Annotated in this window: 22 protein-coding genes and 1 tRNA gene; 16 read left to right on the top strand and 7 right to left on the bottom strand. The window is 62.9% G+C overall.

Going from position 1 to position 21,607, the window contains the following annotated elements; translation table 11 throughout:
- Nucleotides 1-33: 33 nt before the first annotated feature.
- From BPNPMPFG_RS20285 to BPNPMPFG_RS20275, 3 genes are all read right to left on the bottom strand, one after another.
- Nucleotides 34-993, bottom strand: coding sequence for a DUF1186 domain-containing protein (locus BPNPMPFG_RS20285; protein ID WP_258590459.1), 960 nt, complete (start codon nucleotides 991-993; stop codon nucleotides 34-36).
- Nucleotides 994-1,379: 386 nt separating this feature from the next.
- The gene (locus BPNPMPFG_RS20280) at nucleotides 1,380-1,817 is read right to left on the bottom strand and encodes a TA system VapC family ribonuclease toxin (RefSeq protein ID WP_258590458.1); all 438 of its coding nucleotides are present in this window, start codon (nucleotides 1,815-1,817) and stop codon (nucleotides 1,380-1,382) included.
- A complete protein-coding gene (locus BPNPMPFG_RS20275; RefSeq protein ID WP_258590457.1) occupies nucleotides 1,814-2,041 on the bottom strand; it encodes a CopG family transcriptional regulator in 228 nt (75 codons plus the stop codon). The genes BPNPMPFG_RS20280 and BPNPMPFG_RS20275 overlap by 4 nt, the downstream gene beginning before the upstream one ends.
- 342 nt (nucleotides 2,042-2,383) lie before the next feature.
- Between BPNPMPFG_RS20275 and BPNPMPFG_RS20270 the strand changes: the two genes are divergently transcribed.
- Nucleotides 2,384-3,358 carry a Tim44 domain-containing protein gene (locus tag BPNPMPFG_RS20270; RefSeq protein WP_258590456.1) on the top strand — a complete coding sequence of 325 codons (975 nt, stop codon included), beginning with the start codon at nucleotides 2,384-2,386 and terminating at the stop codon, nucleotides 3,356-3,358.
- Nucleotides 3,359-3,593: 235 nt separating this feature from the next.
- A complete protein-coding gene (locus BPNPMPFG_RS20265; RefSeq protein ID WP_258590455.1) occupies nucleotides 3,594-4,658 on the top strand; it encodes a hypothetical protein in 1,065 nt (354 codons plus the stop codon).
- Between the two features lie 229 nt (nucleotides 4,659-4,887).
- Here the strand turns inward: BPNPMPFG_RS20265 and BPNPMPFG_RS20260 are convergent, their stop codons facing one another.
- The gene (locus BPNPMPFG_RS20260; protein WP_258590454.1) at nucleotides 4,888-5,097 is read right to left on the bottom strand and encodes a DUF6719 family protein; all 210 of its coding nucleotides are present in this window, start codon (nucleotides 5,095-5,097) and stop codon (nucleotides 4,888-4,890) included.
- Between the two features lie 308 nt (nucleotides 5,098-5,405).
- A tRNA-Ser gene (locus BPNPMPFG_RS20255) sits at nucleotides 5,406-5,495 on the bottom strand.
- Nucleotides 5,496-5,900: 405 nt separating this feature from the next.
- Between BPNPMPFG_RS20255 and BPNPMPFG_RS20250 the strand changes: the two genes are divergently transcribed.
- The 3 genes from BPNPMPFG_RS20250 (at nucleotide 5,901) to BPNPMPFG_RS20240 (ending at nucleotide 7,637) form a co-directional block, all read left to right on the top strand.
- Complete coding sequence (locus BPNPMPFG_RS20250; protein ID WP_258590453.1) at nucleotides 5,901-6,563, top strand: 50S ribosomal protein L21; 663 nt, start codon at nucleotides 5,901-5,903, stop codon at nucleotides 6,561-6,563.
- 97 nt (nucleotides 6,564-6,660) lie between these two features.
- Nucleotides 6,661-6,930 carry a 50S ribosomal protein L27 gene (rpmA, locus tag BPNPMPFG_RS20245; protein ID WP_027031700.1) on the top strand — a complete coding sequence of 90 codons (270 nt, stop codon included), beginning with the start codon at nucleotides 6,661-6,663 and terminating at the stop codon, nucleotides 6,928-6,930.
- A 119-nt stretch (nucleotides 6,931-7,049) separates the two neighbouring features.
- Nucleotides 7,050-7,637 (top strand): GNAT family N-acetyltransferase, encoded by a 588-nt coding sequence (locus BPNPMPFG_RS20240; protein WP_258590452.1) that lies wholly within the window; start codon nucleotides 7,050-7,052, stop codon nucleotides 7,635-7,637.
- A 200-nt stretch (nucleotides 7,638-7,837) separates the two neighbouring features.
- Here BPNPMPFG_RS20240 and BPNPMPFG_RS20235 read toward each other — a convergent pair whose 3' ends face one another.
- On the bottom strand, nucleotides 7,838-8,707 hold the full coding sequence (locus tag BPNPMPFG_RS20235; RefSeq protein ID WP_258590451.1) for an endonuclease/exonuclease/phosphatase family protein: 870 nt from the start codon (nucleotides 8,705-8,707) through the stop codon (nucleotides 7,838-7,840).
- A gap of 134 nt (nucleotides 8,708-8,841) precedes the next feature.
- On the opposite strand from BPNPMPFG_RS20235, the gene obgE reads away from it, so the two are divergent.
- The 5 genes from obgE to BPNPMPFG_RS20210 all read left to right on the top strand — a co-directional run bounded on the left by obgE (nucleotide 8,842) and on the right by BPNPMPFG_RS20210 (nucleotide 14,522).
- Nucleotides 8,842-9,873, top strand: a complete 1,032-nt coding sequence (gene obgE / locus BPNPMPFG_RS20230; protein WP_258590450.1) for a GTPase ObgE — start codon at nucleotides 8,842-8,844, stop codon at nucleotides 9,871-9,873.
- Between the two features lie 4 nt (nucleotides 9,874-9,877).
- Nucleotides 9,878-11,035, top strand: a complete 1,158-nt coding sequence (proB, locus tag BPNPMPFG_RS20225; RefSeq protein ID WP_258590449.1) for a glutamate 5-kinase — start codon at nucleotides 9,878-9,880, stop codon at nucleotides 11,033-11,035.
- A gap of 3 nt (nucleotides 11,036-11,038) precedes the next feature.
- Entirely contained in the window at nucleotides 11,039-12,325 is a 1,287-nt protein-coding gene (locus BPNPMPFG_RS20220) for a glutamate-5-semialdehyde dehydrogenase (RefSeq protein WP_258590448.1), read from the top strand.
- Between the two features lie 215 nt (nucleotides 12,326-12,540).
- Nucleotides 12,541-13,128, top strand: a complete 588-nt coding sequence (locus tag BPNPMPFG_RS20215) for a nicotinate-nucleotide adenylyltransferase (RefSeq protein WP_258596825.1) — start codon at nucleotides 12,541-12,543, stop codon at nucleotides 13,126-13,128.
- Nucleotides 13,129-13,229: 101 nt separating this feature from the next.
- Nucleotides 13,230-14,522, top strand: coding sequence for an MFS transporter (locus BPNPMPFG_RS20210; RefSeq protein WP_258590447.1), 1,293 nt, complete (start codon nucleotides 13,230-13,232; stop codon nucleotides 14,520-14,522).
- Here BPNPMPFG_RS20210 and BPNPMPFG_RS20205 read toward each other — a convergent pair whose 3' ends face one another.
- The gene (locus BPNPMPFG_RS20205) at nucleotides 14,523-15,374 is read right to left on the bottom strand and encodes a mechanosensitive ion channel family protein (RefSeq protein ID WP_258590446.1); all 852 of its coding nucleotides are present in this window, start codon (nucleotides 15,372-15,374) and stop codon (nucleotides 14,523-14,525) included.
- 242 nt (nucleotides 15,375-15,616) lie between these two features.
- Here BPNPMPFG_RS20205 and rsfS point away from each other — a divergent pair, with 242 nt between their 5' ends.
- The 6 genes from rsfS to BPNPMPFG_RS20175 all read left to right on the top strand — a co-directional run bounded on the left by rsfS (nucleotide 15,617) and on the right by BPNPMPFG_RS20175 (nucleotide 21,533).
- Complete coding sequence (gene rsfS / locus BPNPMPFG_RS20200; RefSeq protein ID WP_258590445.1) at nucleotides 15,617-15,994, top strand: ribosome silencing factor; 378 nt, start codon at nucleotides 15,617-15,619, stop codon at nucleotides 15,992-15,994.
- An 84-nt stretch (nucleotides 15,995-16,078) separates the two neighbouring features.
- Complete coding sequence (gene rlmH / locus BPNPMPFG_RS20195) at nucleotides 16,079-16,561, top strand: 23S rRNA (pseudouridine(1915)-N(3))-methyltransferase RlmH (RefSeq protein WP_258590444.1); 483 nt, start codon at nucleotides 16,079-16,081, stop codon at nucleotides 16,559-16,561.
- A gap of 143 nt (nucleotides 16,562-16,704) precedes the next feature.
- Entirely contained in the window at nucleotides 16,705-18,048 is a 1,344-nt protein-coding gene (locus BPNPMPFG_RS20190; protein WP_258590443.1) for a murein hydrolase activator EnvC family protein, read from the top strand.
- The gene (locus BPNPMPFG_RS20185) at nucleotides 18,049-19,380 is read left to right on the top strand and encodes a S41 family peptidase (RefSeq protein WP_258596823.1); all 1,332 of its coding nucleotides are present in this window, start codon (nucleotides 18,049-18,051) and stop codon (nucleotides 19,378-19,380) included. It abuts the gene before it with no gap.
- A 279-nt stretch (nucleotides 19,381-19,659) separates the two neighbouring features.
- Nucleotides 19,660-20,832: a divergent polysaccharide deacetylase family protein gene (locus tag BPNPMPFG_RS20180; RefSeq protein WP_258590442.1), complete on the top strand. Its 1,173-nt coding sequence runs from the start codon at nucleotides 19,660-19,662 to the stop codon at nucleotides 20,830-20,832.
- A gap of 179 nt (nucleotides 20,833-21,011) precedes the next feature.
- Nucleotides 21,012-21,533, top strand: coding sequence for an RNA pyrophosphohydrolase (locus BPNPMPFG_RS20175; protein WP_258590441.1), 522 nt, complete (start codon nucleotides 21,012-21,014; stop codon nucleotides 21,531-21,533).
- Nucleotides 21,534-21,607 lie beyond the last annotated feature (74 nt).

Here is a 21,607-nt window from a genome sequence, read left to right as displayed (position 1 = left end):
GGCAACCATGACCGTCGGTTGTCGCCATGATCGTCAGTTCGTGAGACAGCATTTTTTGAATTTCTTGCCGCTTCCACAAGGGCATGGATCGTTGCGTCCGACATCGCGCAAGGGGTTGGTGGCTGGTGTCATGTCGGACCAATCTCGGTCTGGCCAAGGCGATTGCCAATCTTCCTCGCCAAGACCACTGCCCTCGTCGAGACCAATGCCGCGGGTCCAGTCCAGCGCCGCAAGCACATCTTCGATGTAGCCGAGATTGACGCGCTTGAACCGGTCGACGTCGTCCGGCCTTTGCTCGGCGCTCCGGAGGTTGTTTTCGAAATGGCCGCGATCAAGCACGCCCGGCGGTATTCGGCCCTCGTCCCAGGCACCGTGAGCGAGTCCTGCCATGTCGCGCAGTCCAAGCAGGGCGATTGCCTCGAGCCAGCCGATCCAGGCAAAATCGCCGTCGGCAGCCAGCCTTTCCTTGTGGAAGCGTTCGAGAAAATGCCGCATCCGGTCGCGCTCGATGCGGCCATCCCAGGCCAGAAAAGTCGCCGCGCCGAAGAGTGCATCGCGGGCAAATTCGTCGACGGAGCGATCGGCGATGATTCCGAACAGGGCGTCGACATCGCCGTCGAACACGCCGGCGGCAATGCTCGACATGGTTTCGGTAAGGGCATCGCCAAGCAGGCGATCGACTTCCTTCGCGGGGCGACGCAACAGGCGCAGCAAGAGTTGGCATGCCTGACTGTCGCGGGCGCCGCCCAGGATATACAGGCCCCTGAAGAGCAGCATCTCCTCGTCGTCCGACAGAGCTATCCCATCGGCTGCCTTTGCGAGAACCGCGCGCAATGCGGGACCGGATTCTTCGATCCTGATGGTGCAGAGCCCAATGGCGACATCCGGCAATTGCCGCTCGGTAGCCACGGCGTACAATTGATCTTCGATCGGACCGAGATCGAAGTCGGGCTGGCCGTTGCCCAGGAGTTTTTCCGCCTCTTCCTTCTTCATGGGAACCTCGATCGTTAACCTTCGCCAAATCTACGCCAGGCCTTTTGACTTTCAACAGCCGATCTGGGGTGGCCAACAAATTCCTGTGCTGCAGACCCGGGCTGGCGATTTCTCGCTGTCTGTTCACTCGGCCTCGTTCACTCTCCGAAGTTTCAGGCACGGGTTGGCAGCAAATGGCGGAGGTCGAGAAGGACCTAGGCCATAGGCGGCACTGGCGCGGGCCGATGCGCCAGTGGGGTTTCGCCTTTCTCTAGCGGCGGAAGAAGACATTATCGTTGTTGCCGAGGATGGAGTGCAGAGCAGTTGTTTGCGATCTTCGATCTGATCGCTGCCAAGCCGTCGCCAGCGTCATGTTGGACCAAGGGAGTTGCCAGTCATTCAGCGATCTAGTTGCCGGAGATCAGATGCAAGTCGGCTTTCCCGTTCTTCACGGCCGCCACCGACAGCTTCCGGTCGAACGTCGCCAGTTGGCCGCCATGCGTCTTGGCGAGCGCAAGCAGATAAGTATCGGTGACTTGTGCCGATGTCAGGATTTTTGTCGCATCGATATCGTCTGATCCCACCAGGCTGACATCATCGGACCAAAAGCTGTGCCCTGGAAGTGCGCGCAATTTGCCTACAATCTCCGCGACGATTGCGGGAGAACCCGGGTTATTGGGATATTTGGGGTTGCCGACAATCCGGATCACGCCGTTTTCGGTGATGGGACAGGTGGCCCAGGAGACACTGCCGAGCGCCTCAAACCAGCGATGCGCGTCGTCATGCGCGACGTGGCCTGGATCAATCAGCGCGATCACCACATTGATGTCGAGCAGAAAGGTCACGGCAGTTCATCGCGCAAGGTGTTGACGATCTCAAGCGTGACCGAAGGCGTGTCTTGCCTGGGTGACAGCAAAGGTATCCCGTTTCGCTCGTTGCCGGAGAATGGCCTACGCAAGGAGCGGCGGGCGAGATCGGAGATGACCTCGCCCAGGCTGCGCTCCTGCTGCCGCGCCATTGCCTTTGCCGCGAGGAGCACGTCGTCATCGATTGCCAGTGTCGTTCTCATATCGCCCTCTTGGTGCGCATCAAACATCACGCATCATATAGGGCGGAGAACTTGAATTCTCAAGGACAGAGGCGGGGCTCGGAAATGCCCTGCAGTCTGGCGTCATCGATCTTTGCGATCAGCGCATGCGAGGCCGGGTGATCGGCCAGAGTGCGAAGGCTTACCGATTTGTAAGGCCGAAGAGAATCACAGCAAAGGCCGACGCTTAGCCATGGATCTTGCGAGAATCGTCCAGGCCGGCGCATGGGCGAGCCTCCGAGGACCTAAACCTGCCTCGGTCCAGTCACCATATACAGGGCTTCGCGCACGGCGAATAACGATACCTACCGAAGGATTTTTAGAATGCCCAAGTCACGGCTGATCCAAGTGGCGTCGATATTGTTGATACTGTCGACGGCACTTGGGAGCGTATCGCTCAACCCGGCAGAAGCCCGCAGAGGCGGCAGTTTCGGCAGTCGCGGCAGCCGGACTTTCCAGGCCCCCGCTCCGACGACAACTGCCCCCTATACCGCGCCCGTGAAGCGCTCGATGACGCCCAATACCGTCCAACCGGCGTCACCGTCGCAGCCGTCGCTTGCTCAGCCGCGTCCAAGTTTTTGGAGCGGCTTTGGCGGTGGGCTGGTTGGCGGGCTGGTCGGCGGACTGCTCTTCAATGGAATCTTTGGCATGATGTTTGGCCACGGATTTGGCGGCATCGGTGGCGGCCTCAGCTTCATACTCCAGTTGTTGCTGATCGGCGGTGTCGTCATGTTGGCAATGCGGTTCTTCAGCCGCAACAATACCGCTGCGACCGAGGCTGGAGGTTTCGCGCCTCCATTTGGCCGGCAGGGTTTTGGAACCGGCGCGCCAGCTTACAGCCCGCCTGCGGCCACCGGGACAGGGACAAGCGGCGCAACCGGTGCGGACGAAATCGGGATTACCGATGCGGATCGTTCCGCGTTCGAACGCATTCTCTCGGACATGCAAGCAGCGTTCGCCCGCGAAGACCACCAAGGGCTACGCCGGCTGACAACGCCGGAAATGGTTTCCTACCTTTCCGAGGAGTTGGCGGACAACGCCACCAAGGGCTTGAAGAACGAGGTATCAAATCTTCAGTTCTTGAACGGTGAGGTCTCCGAAGCGTGGCGTGAGGGCACGCGCGACTACGCGACGGTGGCAATGCAATGGTCCGCTATCGACGTCATGCGCAACCGTCAAACAGGCGCCGTCGAACAGGGCGACCTCAACAATCCTGTCGAGACAACGGAGCTGTGGACCTTCACGCGTGAGACTGGGCAACCATGGCTGCTATCCGCGATCCAGGAAACGGCCAGTTGAAAGGCAACGCCATCTGGGATTGCCCGCTGCGGACGTGGTGGCTCGTCTCCTAAACTTCTTGCGGCGCCGCGGCGGGAAATGCCAGAACTCGGACGGTCAGTCCGAGCTGCCTCAAACGAATCCTACAATCGACAGCAGCCGGCGAGCACTCTGACGCGTTGCGAGGCCTGGTGTCATGACGCTGTTGTCTTCGGTGCGTAGGGAAGGGTCCCCCTCGCACCCAGGAGACTCCCCCATGCGTCATCCAGTTTCGTCCCTGCACCTTTCCAAGCTTGCCTTCAGCCTCGTTGGCGCAGCGGCTCTTGTCGCCACTGGTAGTCTCGTCGCGCGTGCCGACGGGGCTCCCGGGGTATCTCCGGGCTTCACCCTTTCAACCTTCGTCACCCCGCCCGCCGGCTCATCAAAGCCGGACTCGCTGGCCTTGATCGACGGCAATGTCTGGATCGGCTATGCAAATGGCGGCAAGCCCGATGGTTCCGATGGCGGCATGAGCCAGATCGTCCAATATTCGCTCGACGGCAAGGTGTTGAGAACCCTGTCGGTCAAAGGCCACAATGACGGCCTGAAGCTCAATCCAGCGACAAAGAAGATCTGGGCGCTGCAAAACGAGGACGGCGACGCCAACCTCGTCGTCATCGATCCCGTGAGCGGAGCGATGGAAAATTACACTTTCGAGGCCGGCAAGCATGGTGGTGGCTATGACGATGTCGCGTTCAAAAATGGCGAGGCCTTCATTTCAGCCTCCGCCCCGCAGGTCGATGGCGGCAAGACCAATCCCGGCCCCTCCATTGTCACAGCCAAGTTGACTGCGGATCACAAGGTCGTCGTGGCGGCCGCCTTTGCAGGTGCGCCGAACGTCACTGACATCGCCACCGGCGACAAGGAAACCCTCAACCTCACGGATCCAGACTCGCTTACGATCGCCCCCTCCGGCGATTTGGTGATGACCAGTCAGGATGATAGCGAGTTGCTTTTTGTCCACAAGACCTCAACGAGTGGCGGCGAGGGCAAGGTTCTCCATCTCATGGGAGGCGTCAAGGTCGACGACACCACCTTTGTCGGCGCCAAGCACGGCTTTCTGCTGGTGGCCGATACGCCCGCCAATATCGTCTACAAGATCGAAGCGGCGAATTGGGGGGTAGGCACAGCCTATTCAGCGATGAGCGGTGTCGATGCGACGAAAGTCGCCCCGGCGATCCCGGGCTATGTCGGCCTTCTCGACGTCAACAGCGGCGCCCTGCTGCCGGTCACCACCAACATGCAGGCGCCGCATGGCATGATTTTCGTTTCTGGAAAATAAGCCGATTGAATCGTTGGAACAAGGACGAACATCGCGATCAGGCAGGCAAGACACGGCTAAAGTGAAACGGATTGTTGGCGCGGCCGCCGTGTCGCGCCAGCCTGCGCCAACGCAATATCCGCGGTTGTCAGACCACAGTCGCGACGAAAACGACTCGTGCCGCTGAGAGGCATGGACTGGAAAGCCCTCTTCCAGTTCGCTGGAAGAGGGCTTCGTGATCTCAGAAGTGTCAGGGCTTGGCTATGCATTTGCGTTGGCGCCGCACCTTGCTGCCGTGTCCGCCGGTAATCTGCTTGATCTGGCCAGCCGGACATGTCCCGTCATCGACCAGCAGCTTCGTACCGAAGGTCAATGTGCCGGGGCTGGGTTCCGATTTGAGTGTCTGATTGCAGCCCGAGAGCATCGCGGCTCCCGCAAGCAAAATGATGTAGCGCTTCATTTTCTCACTCTCCCGATAGATTGCCCGCCTCGCAGTCAGAGCGTACGGTCAAATGGAAAGAGCATGAGACAATCGATGCCGCTTCATCCAAATGGGTGACTTGAAGGTGTTAGTTGAATTGCGCTTCCTCGCAATTGGACCCTGCGCCATGAACCTAGCAATTGGTTCTTGGTGTAGACGACTCTTGTAGTTCGGACAGGGGTGGTTTCGAGCTGATCACAGCTGGCGGGAGCGAATCCGTGTCGCCGCCTGACGGGAACGGATCAGTTACCAACGGGTTGAGCGATTTCAGCTGCTTAGGGGGCCGATGGCGGAGAGGGAGGGATTCGAACCCCCGATGGGCTTGCACCCATGCCGCATTTCGAGTGCGGTGCATTCGACCACTCTGCCACCTCTCCGCGGTCATGGTCGGCCGTTGCCGGCGCGGCGCACTAGATAACGGCTGAACGGGCAGGTTACAAGGCCAATCCGTGAGTTATTTGGCTTCCCGGACAAGCCATGGATTCATGCCGGTTCAGGTGCAGAGGGGATTAGGCAGAAGCCGGACCACCCACGCATCCTCGCCTCCAGATGGCAGCAACGCCATGCGGTCATGTCGACACGGCTGGATGCTTGCCCGCCAATAACAGTCTCGGCACCGGCCTTCGCCTTGACTCGCACCCAGCCTTCGGTTAGGGACAGCGCGCAATCGGCGTGGAGGTTTCTTCCGCGCCGCTTGTTTTTTGAACCCGCAGACTGACAAAAAGACGGCCGAACCGCCAGAGGCGGTTCATCAAGGCCGACCGAACAGCGAAAGGCAAAAAATGTTCGCAGTCATTAAAACGGGTGGCAAGCAGTATCGCGTTGCCGCCAACGATCTCCTGAAGATCGAAAAAGTCGAAGCCAATGTCGGCGATATGGTCGAGATCGGCCACGTGCTCGCGCATGGCGAGGGCGAGAATGTCACGTTCGGCGCGCCGTTCGTCGATGGCGCGGTTGTCACCGCCGAAGTCGTCGAGCAGGGCAAGAACCGCACCGTCATTGCTTTCAAGAAGCGCCGCCGGCAGAACTCGCGCCGCAAGATCGGCCATCGCCAGCTTTTGACCACCGTGCGGATCTCCGAGATCCTGCTGGGTGGCGCCAAGCCGACGAAGACGGCAGCGGTCAAGGCGCCCAAGAAGGAAGCCAAGGCAGAGGCCGCGACCGAAGCGAAGGCGGAAGCCGCGCCGAAGAAGGAAGCCAAGGCCGCCGAGACCGCGGCAGCACCGCTGTTCAAGGCGCCGAAGGGCGAGCCGGACGACCTGACCGTGATCAAGGGCATCGGCCCGGTCGCTGCCAAGGATCTCGCCGAGCAGGGCATCATCACCTTCGCCCAGCTCGCCAAGCTGACCGACAAGGATGTCGCCAAGATCGACGAGCACATGCCCTTCAGCGCCGACCAGATCAAGGACTGGCGCGAGCAGGCCAAGGAATTGGCGGCGAAGTAATTTTCTGGCGATCAGGTCGCCGGATCGGACTTGAAACGGAACGCGAACGCGTTCATAAGGCCTTTTAGGCGCCTTGCGGCGCAACGGAGTTAGTTAGATGGCACACAAGAAAGCTGGCGGCTCGTCGCGCAACGGTCGCGACTCGCATTCTAAGCGTCTGGGCGTGAAGAAGTTCGGCGGCGAAGCCGTCATCCCGGGCAACATCATCATTCGTCAACGCGGCACCACGTGGCATCCCGGCGTCAATGTCGGCATCGGCACGGACCACACCCTTTTTGCGCTCGAAAGCGGCGCCGTGACGTTCAACAAAAAAGCCAACGGCCGAACCTACGTATCGGTCAACCCGATTACCAAAGCCGCGGAGTAGCCGGTTCCGCACTAGAACACCGGCGCCCATCTCGGGAACCGGTGTCTGGCAAAGCCAGGAAAAGGATCAGGGGAGATGGGTTTCCATCTCCCCTTTTTCTTGGCCTGGAGGACTTTCACATGGTTGCCGAAGCGGAAGACACCGACGACGAAAGTTACGCGATAGACTGCCCGGTGCTGGTTACCGAGCGGCTGGTGATGCGGGCGCCCCGCGAAGCCGATATTCCGCAACTGGTCGAACTCGCGGACAACCGCCATGTCGCCGAAATGCTGGCCCGCATGCCGCACCCTTATGGCGAGGCCGAGGGACGCGCCTTCCTTGCCATGACCAAGTCGCGCCGTGCCGGCATCGCCTATGCCTTGACGCTGGCCGGCACCGAAACCTTCGTCGGCTGCGCCGGTCTCAACACCACCGATCGCGGGCTGGAACTCGGCTACTGGATCGGCGAGCCTTACTGGAAGAAGGGCTATGCGACGGAGGCAGCCCACGCGCTGGTCGACCTCGCCTTCCAGAAGACGTCGATCCAGGTGCTGCACGCTTCTACGCGGGTCATCAATCCGGCTTCGCGCCGGGTCATCCACAAGTGCGGGTTCCAGTATGCCGGCCAGGGCATGCTGAACTCGATCGTTGCCGGCCAGGTGCCGGTCGAGCGCTACCGGCTCGACAGGAAGACCTGGACCAGCCTGCGTAACTGGGTGCACTTTTAGGTGTGTCGAGATTCAGGTGAGGCCGGCCTGCGAATGGCGGTTTCCTGCGCTTCCGGTGCTCACGTACGAAAAGTACGTTCCGCTCCGGTTCTCGGAAGCCCCTTCTCGGCGCGGCCTGACCTGAATCTCGACACACCTCGGCGCATGGCGTCGAAACCAAGGGTCTGGGAAGGATCGTCGGTTGCGGGACCAGATTAAGGTCAGCCCAGTTCGACCCACACCGGCAGGTGGTCCGAACCGATCGCTTGCCGGTCGACCCACAGACGCTTCAGGGATTTGGCCAGCGAAGCGCTGGTGAAGACATAGTCGATGCGCTTGTGGCGGCTGGTATTGGTGGGCTGATCGGGGTCGACCCAGCTGACGAGATCGTCGCCCGTGACGTTCAGGCGCAAGGCGGCATCGACGGCAAAGTCGGCGGTCAGCGGCATGCCGAATTCGTGGTCCGGCCGGCCGGCGAGTTCGACATATTCGGGTGAGCCGGCCAGCATGTTGAAATCGCCCATGCCGACAAAGGCTTCGGGATGCGGCAATTCCGGCAGGCCGATCTCGGCGACGCCAGACAGCGCGCCGCCTTCGAGCGCATAATTCAGCATGCGCTGGCGCAGGAACTGGATCTGGCTGGCGCGTTCGACCGGGCTGCGGTGATCGAGATGGATGGAATAGAAGCGGATGAAACCCAACGGCGTCTCGATCAGCGCTTCCAGCGCGCCGCGCTGGAAATTCATCATCTCGAAGCTGCGGCTGCGTGGCAAAAGCAGGTTGCGCGAAAGATGAATGGGGGTCTTCGACAGAACCATGTTGCCGAGCTGGAAGGTCGTGGTGATGGCGCGGCCATTGTCGATGCGGGAGCCAATATTGGCCTCGAAATTGCTGCCATAGACGGCGAAATAGTCGGGCAGCGCTTCGCCGATCTCGGCGACCATGTCGCGCCCGCCATTCCTGGGATTGTTGCGGGTCACCTCCTGCAGCGCGATCACGTCGGCGCCGCGCACGGCATCAGCGATGCGCTCGACATTGTACTGCCCATCAAGGCCGATGCCGTACTGGATGTTGTAGGTTACAAGCTTCATTCCGACATCTCTCCGGCCGGTCCCTCGCGGCCATTGTCACAAAACGGCCTCGCCCTTCGCCGCGCCTTGGTTTAGAGCAAGGCCGTAGATTTAGAGCAATGCCTTAAAGCCACTAGCAGAAACTGCACAATCCCATGAAATTTCTCGATCAAGCCAAAGTCTACATACGCTCCGGTGACGGCGGCGCCGGCTCGGTGTCGTTCCGGCGCGAAAAATTCATCGAGTTCGGCGGGCCGGACGGCGGCGATGGCGGTCGTGGCGGCGATGTCTGGCTGGAGGCGGTCAACGGGCTGAACACGCTGATCGACTATCGCTACCAGCAGCATTTCAAGGCCAAGACCGGCATCCACGGCATGGGCCGCAACATGACCGGTGCCAAGGGTGCCGACGTCACGCTGAAAGTGCCGGCGGGAACGCAGGTGTTCGAGGAAGACAACGAGACGCTGATCTGCGACCTGACCGTGGTCGGCCAGCGATTCCTGCTGGCCAAGGGCGGCAATGGCGGCTTCGGCAACCAGCATTTCAAGACCTCGACCAACCAGGCGCCGCGCCGCGCCAATCCCGGCCTGCCGGGCGAGGAGCTCAACATCTGGCTGCGGCTGAAGCTGATCGCCGATGCCGGACTGGTCGGGCTGCCCAATGCCGGCAAGTCGACCTTCCTGGCCGCCGTCACGGCGGCCAAGCCGAAGATCGCCGACTATCCGTTCACGACGCTGCATCCCGGTCTTGGCGTCGCCCGCATCGATGCGCGCGAATTCGTCATCGCCGACATTCCGGGGCTGATCGAAGGCGCGCATGAGGGCGTCGGCATCGGCGACCGTTTTCTTGGCCATGTCGAGCGCACGCGCGTGCTGCTGCACCTGGTCTCGGCGCAAGAGGAAAACCCGGGCAAGGCCTACAAGACCGTACGCGCCGAACTCGACGCCTATGGCAACGGCCTGACCGACAAGGTCGAGATCGTGGCGCTTTCCCAGGTCGACACGCTCGACGCCGATGCGCGCAAGAAGAAGGTCGCCTCGCTGAAGCGCGCCGCCGGTCGGGCGCCAATGCTGTTGTCGGCCGTCACCGGCGAGGGCGTCGAAGCGGTGCTGCGGGCGCTGATGGCGGTGGTGGCCGAGGCGCGGGCGCAAATCGCGGCCCCGGTCGAGACGCGCTGGGACAGATAGGACGATGCAGTCGCTGAAGACATACCGGCGCATCACCGTGAAGATCGGCTCGGCACTGCTGGTCGACCGCACGACCGGCCTGAAGCGCGACTGGCTGGCTTCGCTCGCCGACGACATTGCCGCGCTGGCCCATGGCGGCGCTGAAATCCTCGTCGTGTCGTCCGGCGCCATCGCGCTTGGCCGCACCATTCTGGGCCTTGGCAAGCGGGCCTTGAAGCTCGAGGAGAGCCAGGCGGCGGCCGCCGTCGGACAGATCGCGCTGGCCGGCGCCTGGTCGGATGCGCTCGGCAAGGGCGCGCTCAAGTCGGGCCAGATCCTGCTGACGCTCGGCGACACCGAGGAGCGCCGCCGCTATCTCAACGCGCGGGCGACGATCTCCACGCTGCTCAAGATGAAGGCGGTGCCGGTCATCAACGAGAATGACACGGTGGCCACCTCCGAAATCCGCTATGGCGACAATGATAGGCTGGCCGCCCGCGTGGCCACCATGATGGGCGCCGACCTCCTGGTGCTGCTTTCCGACATTGACGGCCTCTACACCGCGCCGCCGGCGCGCGACCCTAGTGCAAAGTTCATTCCGGTCGTCGACCGGATCACGCCAGACATAGAAGCGATGGCTGGAGCCGCCGCGTCCGAGCTGTCGCGCGGCGGCATGCGGACAAAGCTCGATGCCGGCAAGATCGCCACTGCCGCCGGCACGGCGATGATCATCACGTCGGGCACGCGGCTGTCGCCGCTGATGGCGATCGAGCGCGGCGAACGCGCCACCTTCTTCCGGCCAAGCGCCAATCCGGTCAAGGGCTACAAGACCTGGATCGCCGGCCAGCTCGAACCTGCCGGCCGGCTGACGGTCGATGCCGGCGCCATCGGCGCCCTGCTGTCGGGCAAGTCGCTGCTGCCGGCCGGCGTCAAGCTGGTCAGCGGCAATTTCTCGCGCGGCGACACGGTGGCGATCCTGTCGCCCGAGGGCCGCGAGATCGCGCGCGGGCTGGTTGCCTATGATGCCGCCGATGCCGTAAGGATCGCAGGCCTGAAGACGGCCGAGATCGAAACGGTGCTCGGTTACGAGGCGCGTTCGGCGATGATCCACCGCGACGACCTTGTGGTGAGCCATTCTGGTGACCAAGTACGAGCGGACGACCAAGTAACCAGCGGAGGATGAGCCATGCTGAAGCTGTATGAAAAATCCGGGGAAGACACCGTGGCGCTGATGGCCGATATCGGCCGCCGCGCCCGCGCTGCCGCCCGACCGCTGGCCATCACCACCACCGCCGCCAAAAACGCAGCACTTGTCGCCATGGCCGAAGCGATCGTCGCCCGGGAACAGGATATTCTCGACGCCAACGCCATCGATGTCTCGAATGGCGAGGAGTCCGGGCTCTCCGCCTCCTTCATGGACCGGCTGAAGCTTAACCCAGCGCGCATCCGTGCCATGGCTGACGGTATCAGGGAAATCGCGGCACTGCGCGATCCGGTCGGCAACGTTATCGCCGCGTGGGACCGGCCGAACGGCCTGCATATCGAGCGCGTGCGCACGCCGCTCGGCGTCGTCGGCGTCATCTATGAGAGCCGGCCGAACGTCACGGCGGATGCCGGCGCTCTTTGCCTCAAGGCCGGCAATCCGGTGATCCTGCGCGGCGGCTCGGATTCGCTCAATTCGTCGGCCGCCATCCATGCCTGCCTGGTCGAGGGCCTGAAGGCCGCCGGCCTGCCGGAGGACGCCATCCAGCTGGTGCCGACCACCGACCGCGCCGCCGTCGGCGAGATCCTGAAAGGGCTCGACGGCACGCTCGACGTCATCATTCCGCGTGGCGGAAAGAGCCTTGTCGGGCGGGTGCAGACCGAGGCGCGGGTGCCGGTCTTCGCTCATCTCGAAGGCATCTGCCATCTCTACATCGACCGCTCGGCCAAGCCCGACATGGCGGTGCGGATCGCCGTCAACGCCAAGATGCGGCGCACCGGCGTCTGCGGTGCCGCCGAGACATTGCTGGTCGACCGGGCGGTTGCCTCCACCCATCTGGTGCCGATCCTCGACGCACTTCGCGCCGCCGGCTGCGAGATCCATGCCGATGCCGAGGTGCTTAAGGTATTTTCCGACGCGAAGCCGGCCACCGATCTCGACTGGGTGACCGAATATCTCGATGCCATCATCGCGGTGAAGCTGGTCGATGGCGTGGCCGGTGCGATCGACCACATCGAGAAATTCTCTTCGCATCACACCGAAGCGATCGTCGCCGAGGATGCGCAGGCGGTCGAAAAATTCTTCAACGAGATCGATTCGGCGATCCTGCTGCACAATGCCTCGACGCAGTTCGCCGATGGCGGCGAGTTCGGCATGGGCGCCGAGATCGGCATCGCCACCGGCAAGATGCATGCGCGCGGGCCGGTCGGCGTCGAGCAACTGACCTCGTTCAAATACCGCGTGCGCGGGTCGGGACAGGTGAGGCCTTGAAGCTTTTCGTCGTTAGAGCCTGAGGCCCTTGCGCCAAGCCACCCCCCTCTGTCCTGCCGGACATCTCCCCCTCAAGGGGGGAGATTGGCTGTCATGTATGAATTCGCCAATTGCCGGCCTTGCAGGATTTGCGCTGTCCATGAAGCTGCCAGAGGGGGGCGACTAGCGCCATGCTGTCATCGCCCCAGCCCGCCATCTCCTCCCGCTATCTCAAGATGCCGCATGCCGAAAAGGGGCTGGCCGTTGGCCTGTTCGGCGGCTCGTTCAACCCGCCGCATGCCGGCCATGCGCTGGTCGCCGAGATCGCGCTCAGACGGCTGGCACTCGACCAGTTGTGGTGGATGGTCACGCCAGGCAATCCGCTGAAGAGCACCAGGGAATTGGCACCGCTCGGCGAACGATTGCAACGCTCGGAGCAGATTGCCAAGAACCCGAAGATCAAGGTCACCGCCTTCGAGGCGGCGCGCCATGTGCGCTACACCGCCGACACGCTGGCGCTGGTCAAGGCGCGCAATCCTGGCGTCGACTTCGTCTGGATCATGGGCGCCGATAGCTTGCGCGACTTCCATCGTTGGCAGCGCTGGCGCGAGATCGTCATGACCTTCCCGATCGCCGTCATCGACCGTCCGGGTGCGACACTGTCGTTCCTGTCGTCGGTCGTCGCCAAGACCTTCGACTATGCCCGCGTCGACGAAGGCGATGCGCCAAGGCTCGCCCGCATGAAGGCGCCGGCCTGGACTTTCATCCACGGCCCGCGCTCGTCGCTGTCGTCGAGCGCGATCCGCAAGCTGGCGAAGGGGTAGCGTCCGCGCGGATTTCCCTTCTCCACGCGGGGAGAAGGGAAGATCGGCTATGTCGCTTTTATCGCTCCCTTTGCCCGTTTCTTGGGCAATCCTGAGCGGGCATGTCGATTCACGAAAAACACCGCAGCGAAGCCGAGCAGGGGGCCGAGCCCACGCCGCTGATCGCGATTGCCAGCGTCATCGCGTCGATGGCGCTGATCGCCGTCGGCAATGGGCTGATGTTTGCCTATATCCCGGTCCGGCTCGGCGCCGAAGGCTTCGATCCGACCTGGGCCGGGCTGATCATCACCGGTCTTTCGGCAGGCGGCCTAGCCGGTTGTATCCTGACCGGACCGCTGGTGCGCAGGGTTGGCCATGCCCGCGCCTTCATGGTGCTGTCGGCGCTGATCGCGCTGGCCAACGCCGCTGTCGGCGCCGGCCCACATCCGTTGCTGTGGATCGCGGCCCGCGCGCTATACGGCTTTGCCATATGCGGCCTGTTCATCGTCGCCCAAAGCTGGCTGAACGATGCCGTCGCCAACGCCATTCGCGGCCGGGTGATGGCGTTTTTCTACGTCGCCTATGTCGCCGGGCTCGGCGTCGGCTATGCGACGCTGGCTCTTGTCGACATCAGAACCGCGGATGCGCCGCTGATCGGCATCGTCTTCACGGCGCTGTCGATCCTGCCGGTCGGATTGACGCGGCTGGCCCAGCCGCCGGCGCCGCAAGCAGCCTCGGTGGCGCTTGGCCGAGCCTGGCGGATTTCGCCGGTCGGTGTCGCCGGCATGCTTGCGGTCGGCGGCCTGTCGATGGCAATCGCCGGTTTCGCGCCGATCCATGCCACGGCCAAGGGCTACAGCCAGGCGGACGTCGCGCTGCTGCTTTCGGCGATGCCTGTCGGCACGCTGATCCTGCAGATCCCGCTCGGCTGGATTTCCGACCGCACCGACCGCCGCTATGTGCTGATCGCGGCATCCGCGCTCGCCACGCTCGCCGGCCTGTTCGCGCTGGGGTTCGATGGCGGCGCGCTGACGGCGCTGGTGGTGATCTACATCGTCTGGGACGGTGCGTCGGAATCGATCTATTCGCTCTCCAGCGCGCACGCCTCCGACCGTGCCGGCAAGGAGGACATGGTGGCGCTGTCCAGCTCGCTTTTGTTTGCCTGGTCGCTGTCCGGTTTCATCGTGCCCGGCATCGTCACGGCGCTTTCGGCCGTCTTTGGAACACAGGCCTTCATCTATGTGGCGATCCTCATCGCCGCGGCCTTCTGCCTGTTCGTGCTGTTGCGCGTGTTCACCACACGGCCGGTTCCGGCCCATGAAACCGGCAATTTCGCGCCGATGACGGCGCAGGCGCCGCTGCCGGTCGAACTGGCCTTCGGACCGGACGAGCAGGATCGGCACCGAGGCAATTGACTATTGTCGGCGGGCTTGCGGTGGCGAGGCTTCCGGCGGCGGCAACGGGATCGAAATGCCTTCCGCGTCGAATTCCTGCTTGGCGCGCTTGGTGAGATCGGTCTGGGTGGCGAAGAAATCCGCCGACGATGTCCAGTAGCGCAAGGCAATCGAAGCCGTGCTCTCGCCCAATGTCGCCACGAAAGCGACCGGCGCCGGATCGCGCTTGACCCGGCACTCGGCGACGGCAATGGCAAGCAGTGTCTTCTGGGCGCGGTCGATGTCGTTCCAGGAACCGATCGAGAGCGTGATGTCGCTGCGGCGCACACCATTGCGCGAGAAGTTGCGCACCGGCTGGTTCCACAGCGTCGAATTGGGTGCAAGGATGTAGACGCCATCGGCGGTCCGCAATCTGGTGGCGAAGAGGCCGATCTCCTCGATCGAGCCGGCAACGGGACCGACCTCGACGGACTCGCCGATGCGGAACGGCCGTAGCGCCAGAAGCATGATGCCGGCAGCGATATTCTGCAGCGTGCCTTGCAACGCCAGGCCGATGGCGAGACCGATGGCGCCGATGGCGGCAATGATTGACGCCGTCTGCACGCCAAACTGGCCGAGCACCATGATTGTGACGAGGATCAGGATGGCGTAGCGGACGATCTTGGAGAAGAAATGCCGCAACGTCGCGTCGAAGCCATGGATATGGCCGAGGCCGGCGAAAATCGAGCGTTCGGCAAGGCCGGCGACGATATAGCCGACAACCAGCAGGATGACGGCACCGATGGCCGAGAAGGAATAGGAAACGATCAGCGTGCTCAGTTGCGCGAGGCCGGCCTGGGCAGTGAGAAGGGCATTTTGAGGGTCGATCGGCATGGCAAAATTCCGGTTGGTCGGTGAGCCGATAACCCACGCGGGCCGCGACGGTTCCGATCTTTTCCGGCATGCGGCGGAACCGCTGGACCGACAATACGTTCGTGCGTGACAAGGCGCCGTCTTGAAACTGCAACGGAACTCTGCCTATCTAAGTGGCGTCACCTGCTTTTGGGGGTGATTTGGTTGTTCTTGCTGCGAAAGGAAATACACTGAGAACAGCACTGCGGAAGAAGGCCGATATCATGCCTTCGCCGGCCGGGATCAGCGTAAACGACGCCGTGTCCCGCGCCATCAAGACAGTCCTTGCCAGTCTGGAAGACTCCAAGGCCGAAAACATCGTCTCAATCGACATTCAGGGGAAATCGAGCCTCGGTGACTACATGGTCATCGCGTCGGGCCGATCGCATCGCCATGTCGCGGCTGTCGCCGATCATCTTCTCAAAGCGATCAAGGATGCCGGTCTCGGCACCGCGCGCGTCGAGGGGCTGGCAGGCGCCGACTGGGTCCTGATCGATTCGGGTGACATCATCGTCCATGTCTTCCGTCCCGAAGTCCGCGACTTCTACAATCTCGAAAAGATGTGGCAGGCGCCGGATCTCGAGGAAGAAACCCTCCACTAAGTCGCCTTGTTTTGATGCATGTCATCGCCCCAAAACCGGTTCCCACTTTTGGGTGACATGCATTAGCGGCTTACAGGGGCGAGGATGAAGATATCAGTTCATGCCGTGGGCCGGATGAAAGCCGGCCCCGAGAAGCAGCTCGCCGACCGCTATTTCGAGCGCTTTGCCAAAAGTGGTCCAGCGGTGGGGCTCGAATTTGCCGGCGTGGCCGAGATCGCCGAAGGGCGCGCCCAGACCGCCAACGAGCGTCGGCGCGAGGAAGGCCAGAAGCTGCAGGCGCAGCTGTCGCCCGGCGCCGCGCTGATCCTGCTCGACGAACGCGGCAAAGGCTTTTCCTCGGAAGACTTCGCCAGGCGCATCGGTCAGCTGCGCGATGGCGGCCGCAAGGCGCTGGTCATCGCCATCGGCGGCGCCGACGGGCACGATCAGTCGCTGCGCGACCAGGCCGAACTGGTGATGTCATTCGGAATGCTGACCTGGCCGCACCAGCTGGTGCGCGTGATGCTGGGGGAGCAGCTTTATCGGGCGGCCACCATCCTTTCGGGACATCCCTACCATCGCTCGTAAACCGGTGATTGGCGCGACCCACACGGATTTCCGCCCCAATGCATGGCCAGACTGTGCCAATTGGGCTCTCGAACATGGTTTAGGGGCGCTTTCGAACATGGTTGATTGTTCGTTAACGAAGCCGCGCATAGAGTCGGGCTTCAATGTCTGAAGACTGGAAATCAGGAACGAGCTCATGGCGCGCGCGCTGCGGCATCGCGGTGGCGGTGATCGTGCTGTCGCTGCATGCGACGCGGGCCGAGAACACGCTCGACCTTGCCCCCGATCCGGACCAGAGCCGCGCCGAATACGAACAGGTCTCGAAGGAGATCACGCTGTCGGCCGATCGCCTGGCCAAGCTCTCGGCCGACATAGCGACGATCAAGAAGGACCATGCCTCGATCACCGCGGCGCTGATCCAGTCGGCGATGACCGAACAGAAGCTCGGCCAGGACATCGAGGACATCGGCGCCAAGCTGGAAGGGCTGAAGGGCCAGGAACAGAAAATCCGTGCCTCGCTGATGGCACGACGCGACGTGCTGGCCGAAGTGCTGGGCGCTCTGCAGCGCATGGGGCTCAACCCGCCGCCGGCGATCCTGGTCAAGCCCGAGGACGCATTGTCGTCGGTGCGCAGCGCCATCCTGCTCGGCGCCGTGGTGCCGGAACTGCGCCAGCAGACCGACAGCCTGCTGGCCGATCTCAAGGAGCAGTCGCGGGTTACGGCCTCGATCGAGGCCGAACGAGCGCGGCTGACGGCGGCGGTCGGCGACCAGGCGGCGGAAAAGAAGCGGCTCGGCATGCTGCTGGAAGCCAAGCAGAAGCTCGAAGCCGACACGCAAACGGAAATGGCCGCCGAGAAGCAGCGATCCGAAGCGCTGGCCGCCAAAGCCGGCAGCTTGAAGGAATTGATCGCCTCGCTCGAAGCCGACAAGAGCCGCAAGGCGGCGAATGCGGCCAAGGCCGCCGAGCAAAAGACGGCGGACGGCGACAAGACATTGGCGCCGGCGGAGGCCCCAGCGGAATTGGCGGCCCTACCTGTACCGGAAGGCAACCAACTTGCCGCCGCAGCACCCTTTTCGGCACTGCAGGGGCAGATCGCGCTGCCGGTCACCGGCCGCATCAAACGGCGATTCGGCGCCGACGACGGTAACGGCGCGGTGATGCTTGGCGACATGGTTGCGACACAATCGGGAGCCATCGTCACGGCGCCGGCGGATGGGAATGTGCTTTATGCGGGGCCGTTTCGCTCTTATGGTCAACTCTTGATCCTGAACGCTGGCGACGGTTATCATGTCGTTTTGGCGGGGATGAGTAGAATCAGCGTCGCGACTGGCCAGTCAGTGCTCGCAGGAGAGCCGGTCGGCGCGATGGGAGAGGCCCGGGTGGCGAGCACCTCGGTTTCGAAGAATGGAAATGCCACGCCGGAACTTTATGTCGAGTTTCGCAAGGATGGAAAACCCGTCGATCCGGCCCCATGGTGGGCGGACCGTTTTTCTGGAAGGACGTGAATAATGCGGAAACTGTCGCTTCTGTTTGCCGGTGCGCTGATGGGCGCGTCCGCCATGAGCCTTGTCTATGGCACACCCGGCTCGGCGGCGAACGCTGCAGGGTCGGAGACCTACAAGCAATTGGCGATCTTCGGCGATATCTTCGAGCGGGTGCGGGCACAGTATGTGACACCGCCCGACGACAAGTCACTGGTCGAGAACGCCATCAACGGCATGCTTGCCTCGCTCGACCCGCACTCCTCCTACATGAACGCCGAGCAGGCGCAGGACATGCGCGTCCAGACCAAGGGTGAGTTCGGCGGCCTCGGCATCGAGGTCACGATGGAAAACGACCTGGTCAAGGTGATCACGCCGATCGACGACACGCCGGCCGCCAAGGCGGGCGTGCTTGCGGGCGATTATATCGCCAAGATCGATGGCCAGGAGGTTCGTGGCCTGACGCTCAACGACGCCGTCGAGAAGATGCGCGGCCTGGTCAACACGCCGATCAAGCTCACCATCCTGCGCCAGGGCGCCGACAAGCCGATCGAGCTGACGGTCGTGCGCGACATCATCAAGGTCAAGGCGGTCAAGTTCAGGGTCGAGAACGACATCGGCTACATGAAGATCACCTCTTTCACCGAAAAGACCTATGACGATCTCGAGAACGCCATCGAGACCATCAAGAAGCAGGTGCCGAACGACAAGCTCAAGGGCTACGTGCTCGACCTGCGCCTCAATCCGGGCGGTCTGCTCGACCAGGCGGTGAGCGTGTCCGACGCCTTCCTGACGCGTGGCGAAATCGTCTCGACGCGCGGCCGCGATCCGAAGGATGTCACCCGTTTCGACGCCAAGGCCAAGCAGGTCGACGACATCAACGGCAAGCCGATGATCGTGCTCGTCAATGGCGGCTCGGCCAGTGCGTCGGAAATCGTCGCCGGCGCGCTGCAGGACCTGCGTCGCGTCACGGTGGTCGGCACGCAGTCCTTCGGCAAGGGTTCGGTGCAGACCATCATTCCGCTTGGCGAAAATGGTGCGCTTCGGCTGACGACGGCGCTCTATTACACGCCGTCGGGCAAGTCGATCCAGGGCAAGGGCATCACGCCCGACATCAAGGTCGACCAGCCGCTGCCGCCGGAACTGCAAGGCAGAGACCTGACGCGCGGCGAATCCGACCTCAAGGGCCATATCAAGGGCGCCGACGAGAGCTCGACCGGTTCGGGCTCGGCGGCCTATGTGCCGCCGGATCCGAAGGACGATCTGCAACTCATCTTTGCCGAGCAGCTGCTGCGCGGCCAGAAGACCGATCCGTCCTTCCCGCCCAATCCGGAAAAGGCCGTTCTCAACCAGTAAAGGTCTGGAGCGGCGCACGCGCCGCTCCAGTTTTTCTTTGGGCATCGGATTTTCCCAAAACCGAATTCCACGTTTGGGTCCGATGCCAGGCGGCCGACAACAGGTCTGGCCGCCTGACGGAAGCAATGCGATGCTGCCGGGACCGAAAGGTTCCGGCAGTTTGATTCGGGGCAAGGCGAAGCCCTGAGATGCGGCGCCAAGGGTGCGCCGGGATTGATGAATGCGCGCATGTCTTTTCGAAGGGCTTCGTCTTCGAAGTCATGCGCCCGGGGATGCGGCTTGGCTGACATAGGCAAGGACATCGAACGCCCGCTCGGACAGACCGTCCAGTCGCCGCGCGCCGCCGGCAAGCCCGGTGCCGGTGCAATCGCGGCAACCGTGGTCGTTCTGGCCGTGGTCGGCGTCTCCGGCGCGATCGCGCTTAGGGAAAAACCGTTTCGAAAGCCGCAAGAGGTCGCCGTTTCGACGCCGAAAGTGGCGGCGGCGGCCGAGCCCGCCGCCGCGCCTGCCGCATTGGCCCCGGCAGCAAAACCGGAAGCGCCGGCCAAGGCAGGCGGGCCGCAGATCATCCATGTGCAGACGGAAGAGGGCGATGGGCCGCCCAAGGCGATCGTCATCCGCGACCCGTCGACCCTCGGCCAGAATTTGAAGGTCGCGCATATTCCCGACAAGGCGCTTATCGAGACCAGCGAGACCGGGCCCTTGCCTGTGCGCGCCGCCGATGGCCGGCGGCCGTTCGATGTCTATGCGCGGCCCTGGTCCGGCGCGCGCGGCGCGCGGGTGGCGATCGTCATCGGTGGACTTTCGGTTTCGCAGACCGGTACCCAGGCGGCCATCGCCAAGCTGCCGGCTGAAGTGACGCTGGCCTTCGCGCCGCAAGGCAACAGCATCGGCCGCTGGATGCAGGCGGCGCGGCAGAGCGGCCACGAGATCGTCATGCAGGTGCCGCTTGAACCGTTCGACTACCCGAATATCAACCCCGGTCGAAACACGCTGACAGTGGCGGCGAGCGCCGACGAGAATTTGAAGAACCTGCACTGGGCGCTGTCGCGGACGACCAACTACACCGGCGTCATGAATTACATGGGCGCGCGCTTCTCCGCCGACGCGGCGGCGATGGAGCCGTTCATGGCCGAGCTCGGCAAACGTGGGCTGGCCTATATCGACGATGGCTCGTCGGCACGCAGCCTGGCATCGGACCTGGCGTTGAAGGACGGCGTGCCCTTCGTTTCCGGCGATACGGCCATCGATGCGGTGCAGGATCGTGGCGCCATCCTGAAGAAACTCGACGGGCTGGAAGCGACCGCGCGCGCCAAGGGCTTTGCCGTCGGCATCGGCTCGGCCTTCGACGTGACGGTCGACACTGTGTCGTCCTGGGTGGTCGAGGCCAAGAAGCGCGGCATCGAGATCGTGCCGATTTCGGCGGTGGCCATCGATCCGCAAAAAGGCTAAAGCGCGTCGCGTTGAAACGGATTCTGGCGACGCGCCTTTTTGCATGTCGTTCGCCCAAAACCGGGGCCGCTTTTGGGCGACATGCATCAGAGCATGATCCCGAGAAGTGGATCCGGTTTTCGGAAAAGATCACGCTAAAACAAACAGCTAGATCGGCAACCGGCTGGAAAGACTGACTGATGCCAAAGACAAAAAAGATCGATCGCGAAACGCTGCCGTATCGTCCCTGTGTCGGGCTGATGATCCTCAATGCCGAGGGCCTGGTCTGGGTCGGGCATCGTATTGCCGAACCGGACAGCGAGTTTGCCGGCACGACGCAGCTCTGGCAGATGCCGCAAGGCGGCATCGACAATGGCGAGGAGCCGCTGCAGGCCGCCGAGCGCGAGCTCCATGAGGAGACCGGCATGCGCAGCGTCTCGCTGCTCGCCGAGGCGCCGGACTGGATCAACTATGATTTGCCGGACCACCTCGTCGGCATCGCCTTCAAGGGCAGGTATCGCGGCCAGACGCAGAAATGGTTCGCCTTCCGCTTCGACGGCGATGTCAGCGAGATCCAGATCAATCCGCCGCCGGGTGGCCACACCGCCGAATTTGACGAATGGTCATGGCGGCCGATGCAGGACTTGCCCGACCTGATTGTGCCGTTCAAGCGCCACGTCTATGAGGATGTGGTGGCGGCGTTCCGGCATCTGGTGTCATAGCCTCGACGCGAAACGACCGCAGTTGCCGCGCCGGCCCAGCGGTCCTATTGATGTCCAAAGCGCGCCGCGTTGAA

This window comes from Mesorhizobium sp. AR07 (genome assembly GCF_024746815.1).
Lineage (GTDB): Bacteria > Pseudomonadota > Alphaproteobacteria > Rhizobiales > Rhizobiaceae > Mesorhizobium.
This window is presented reverse-complemented; position numbering and strand designations above follow the sequence as displayed.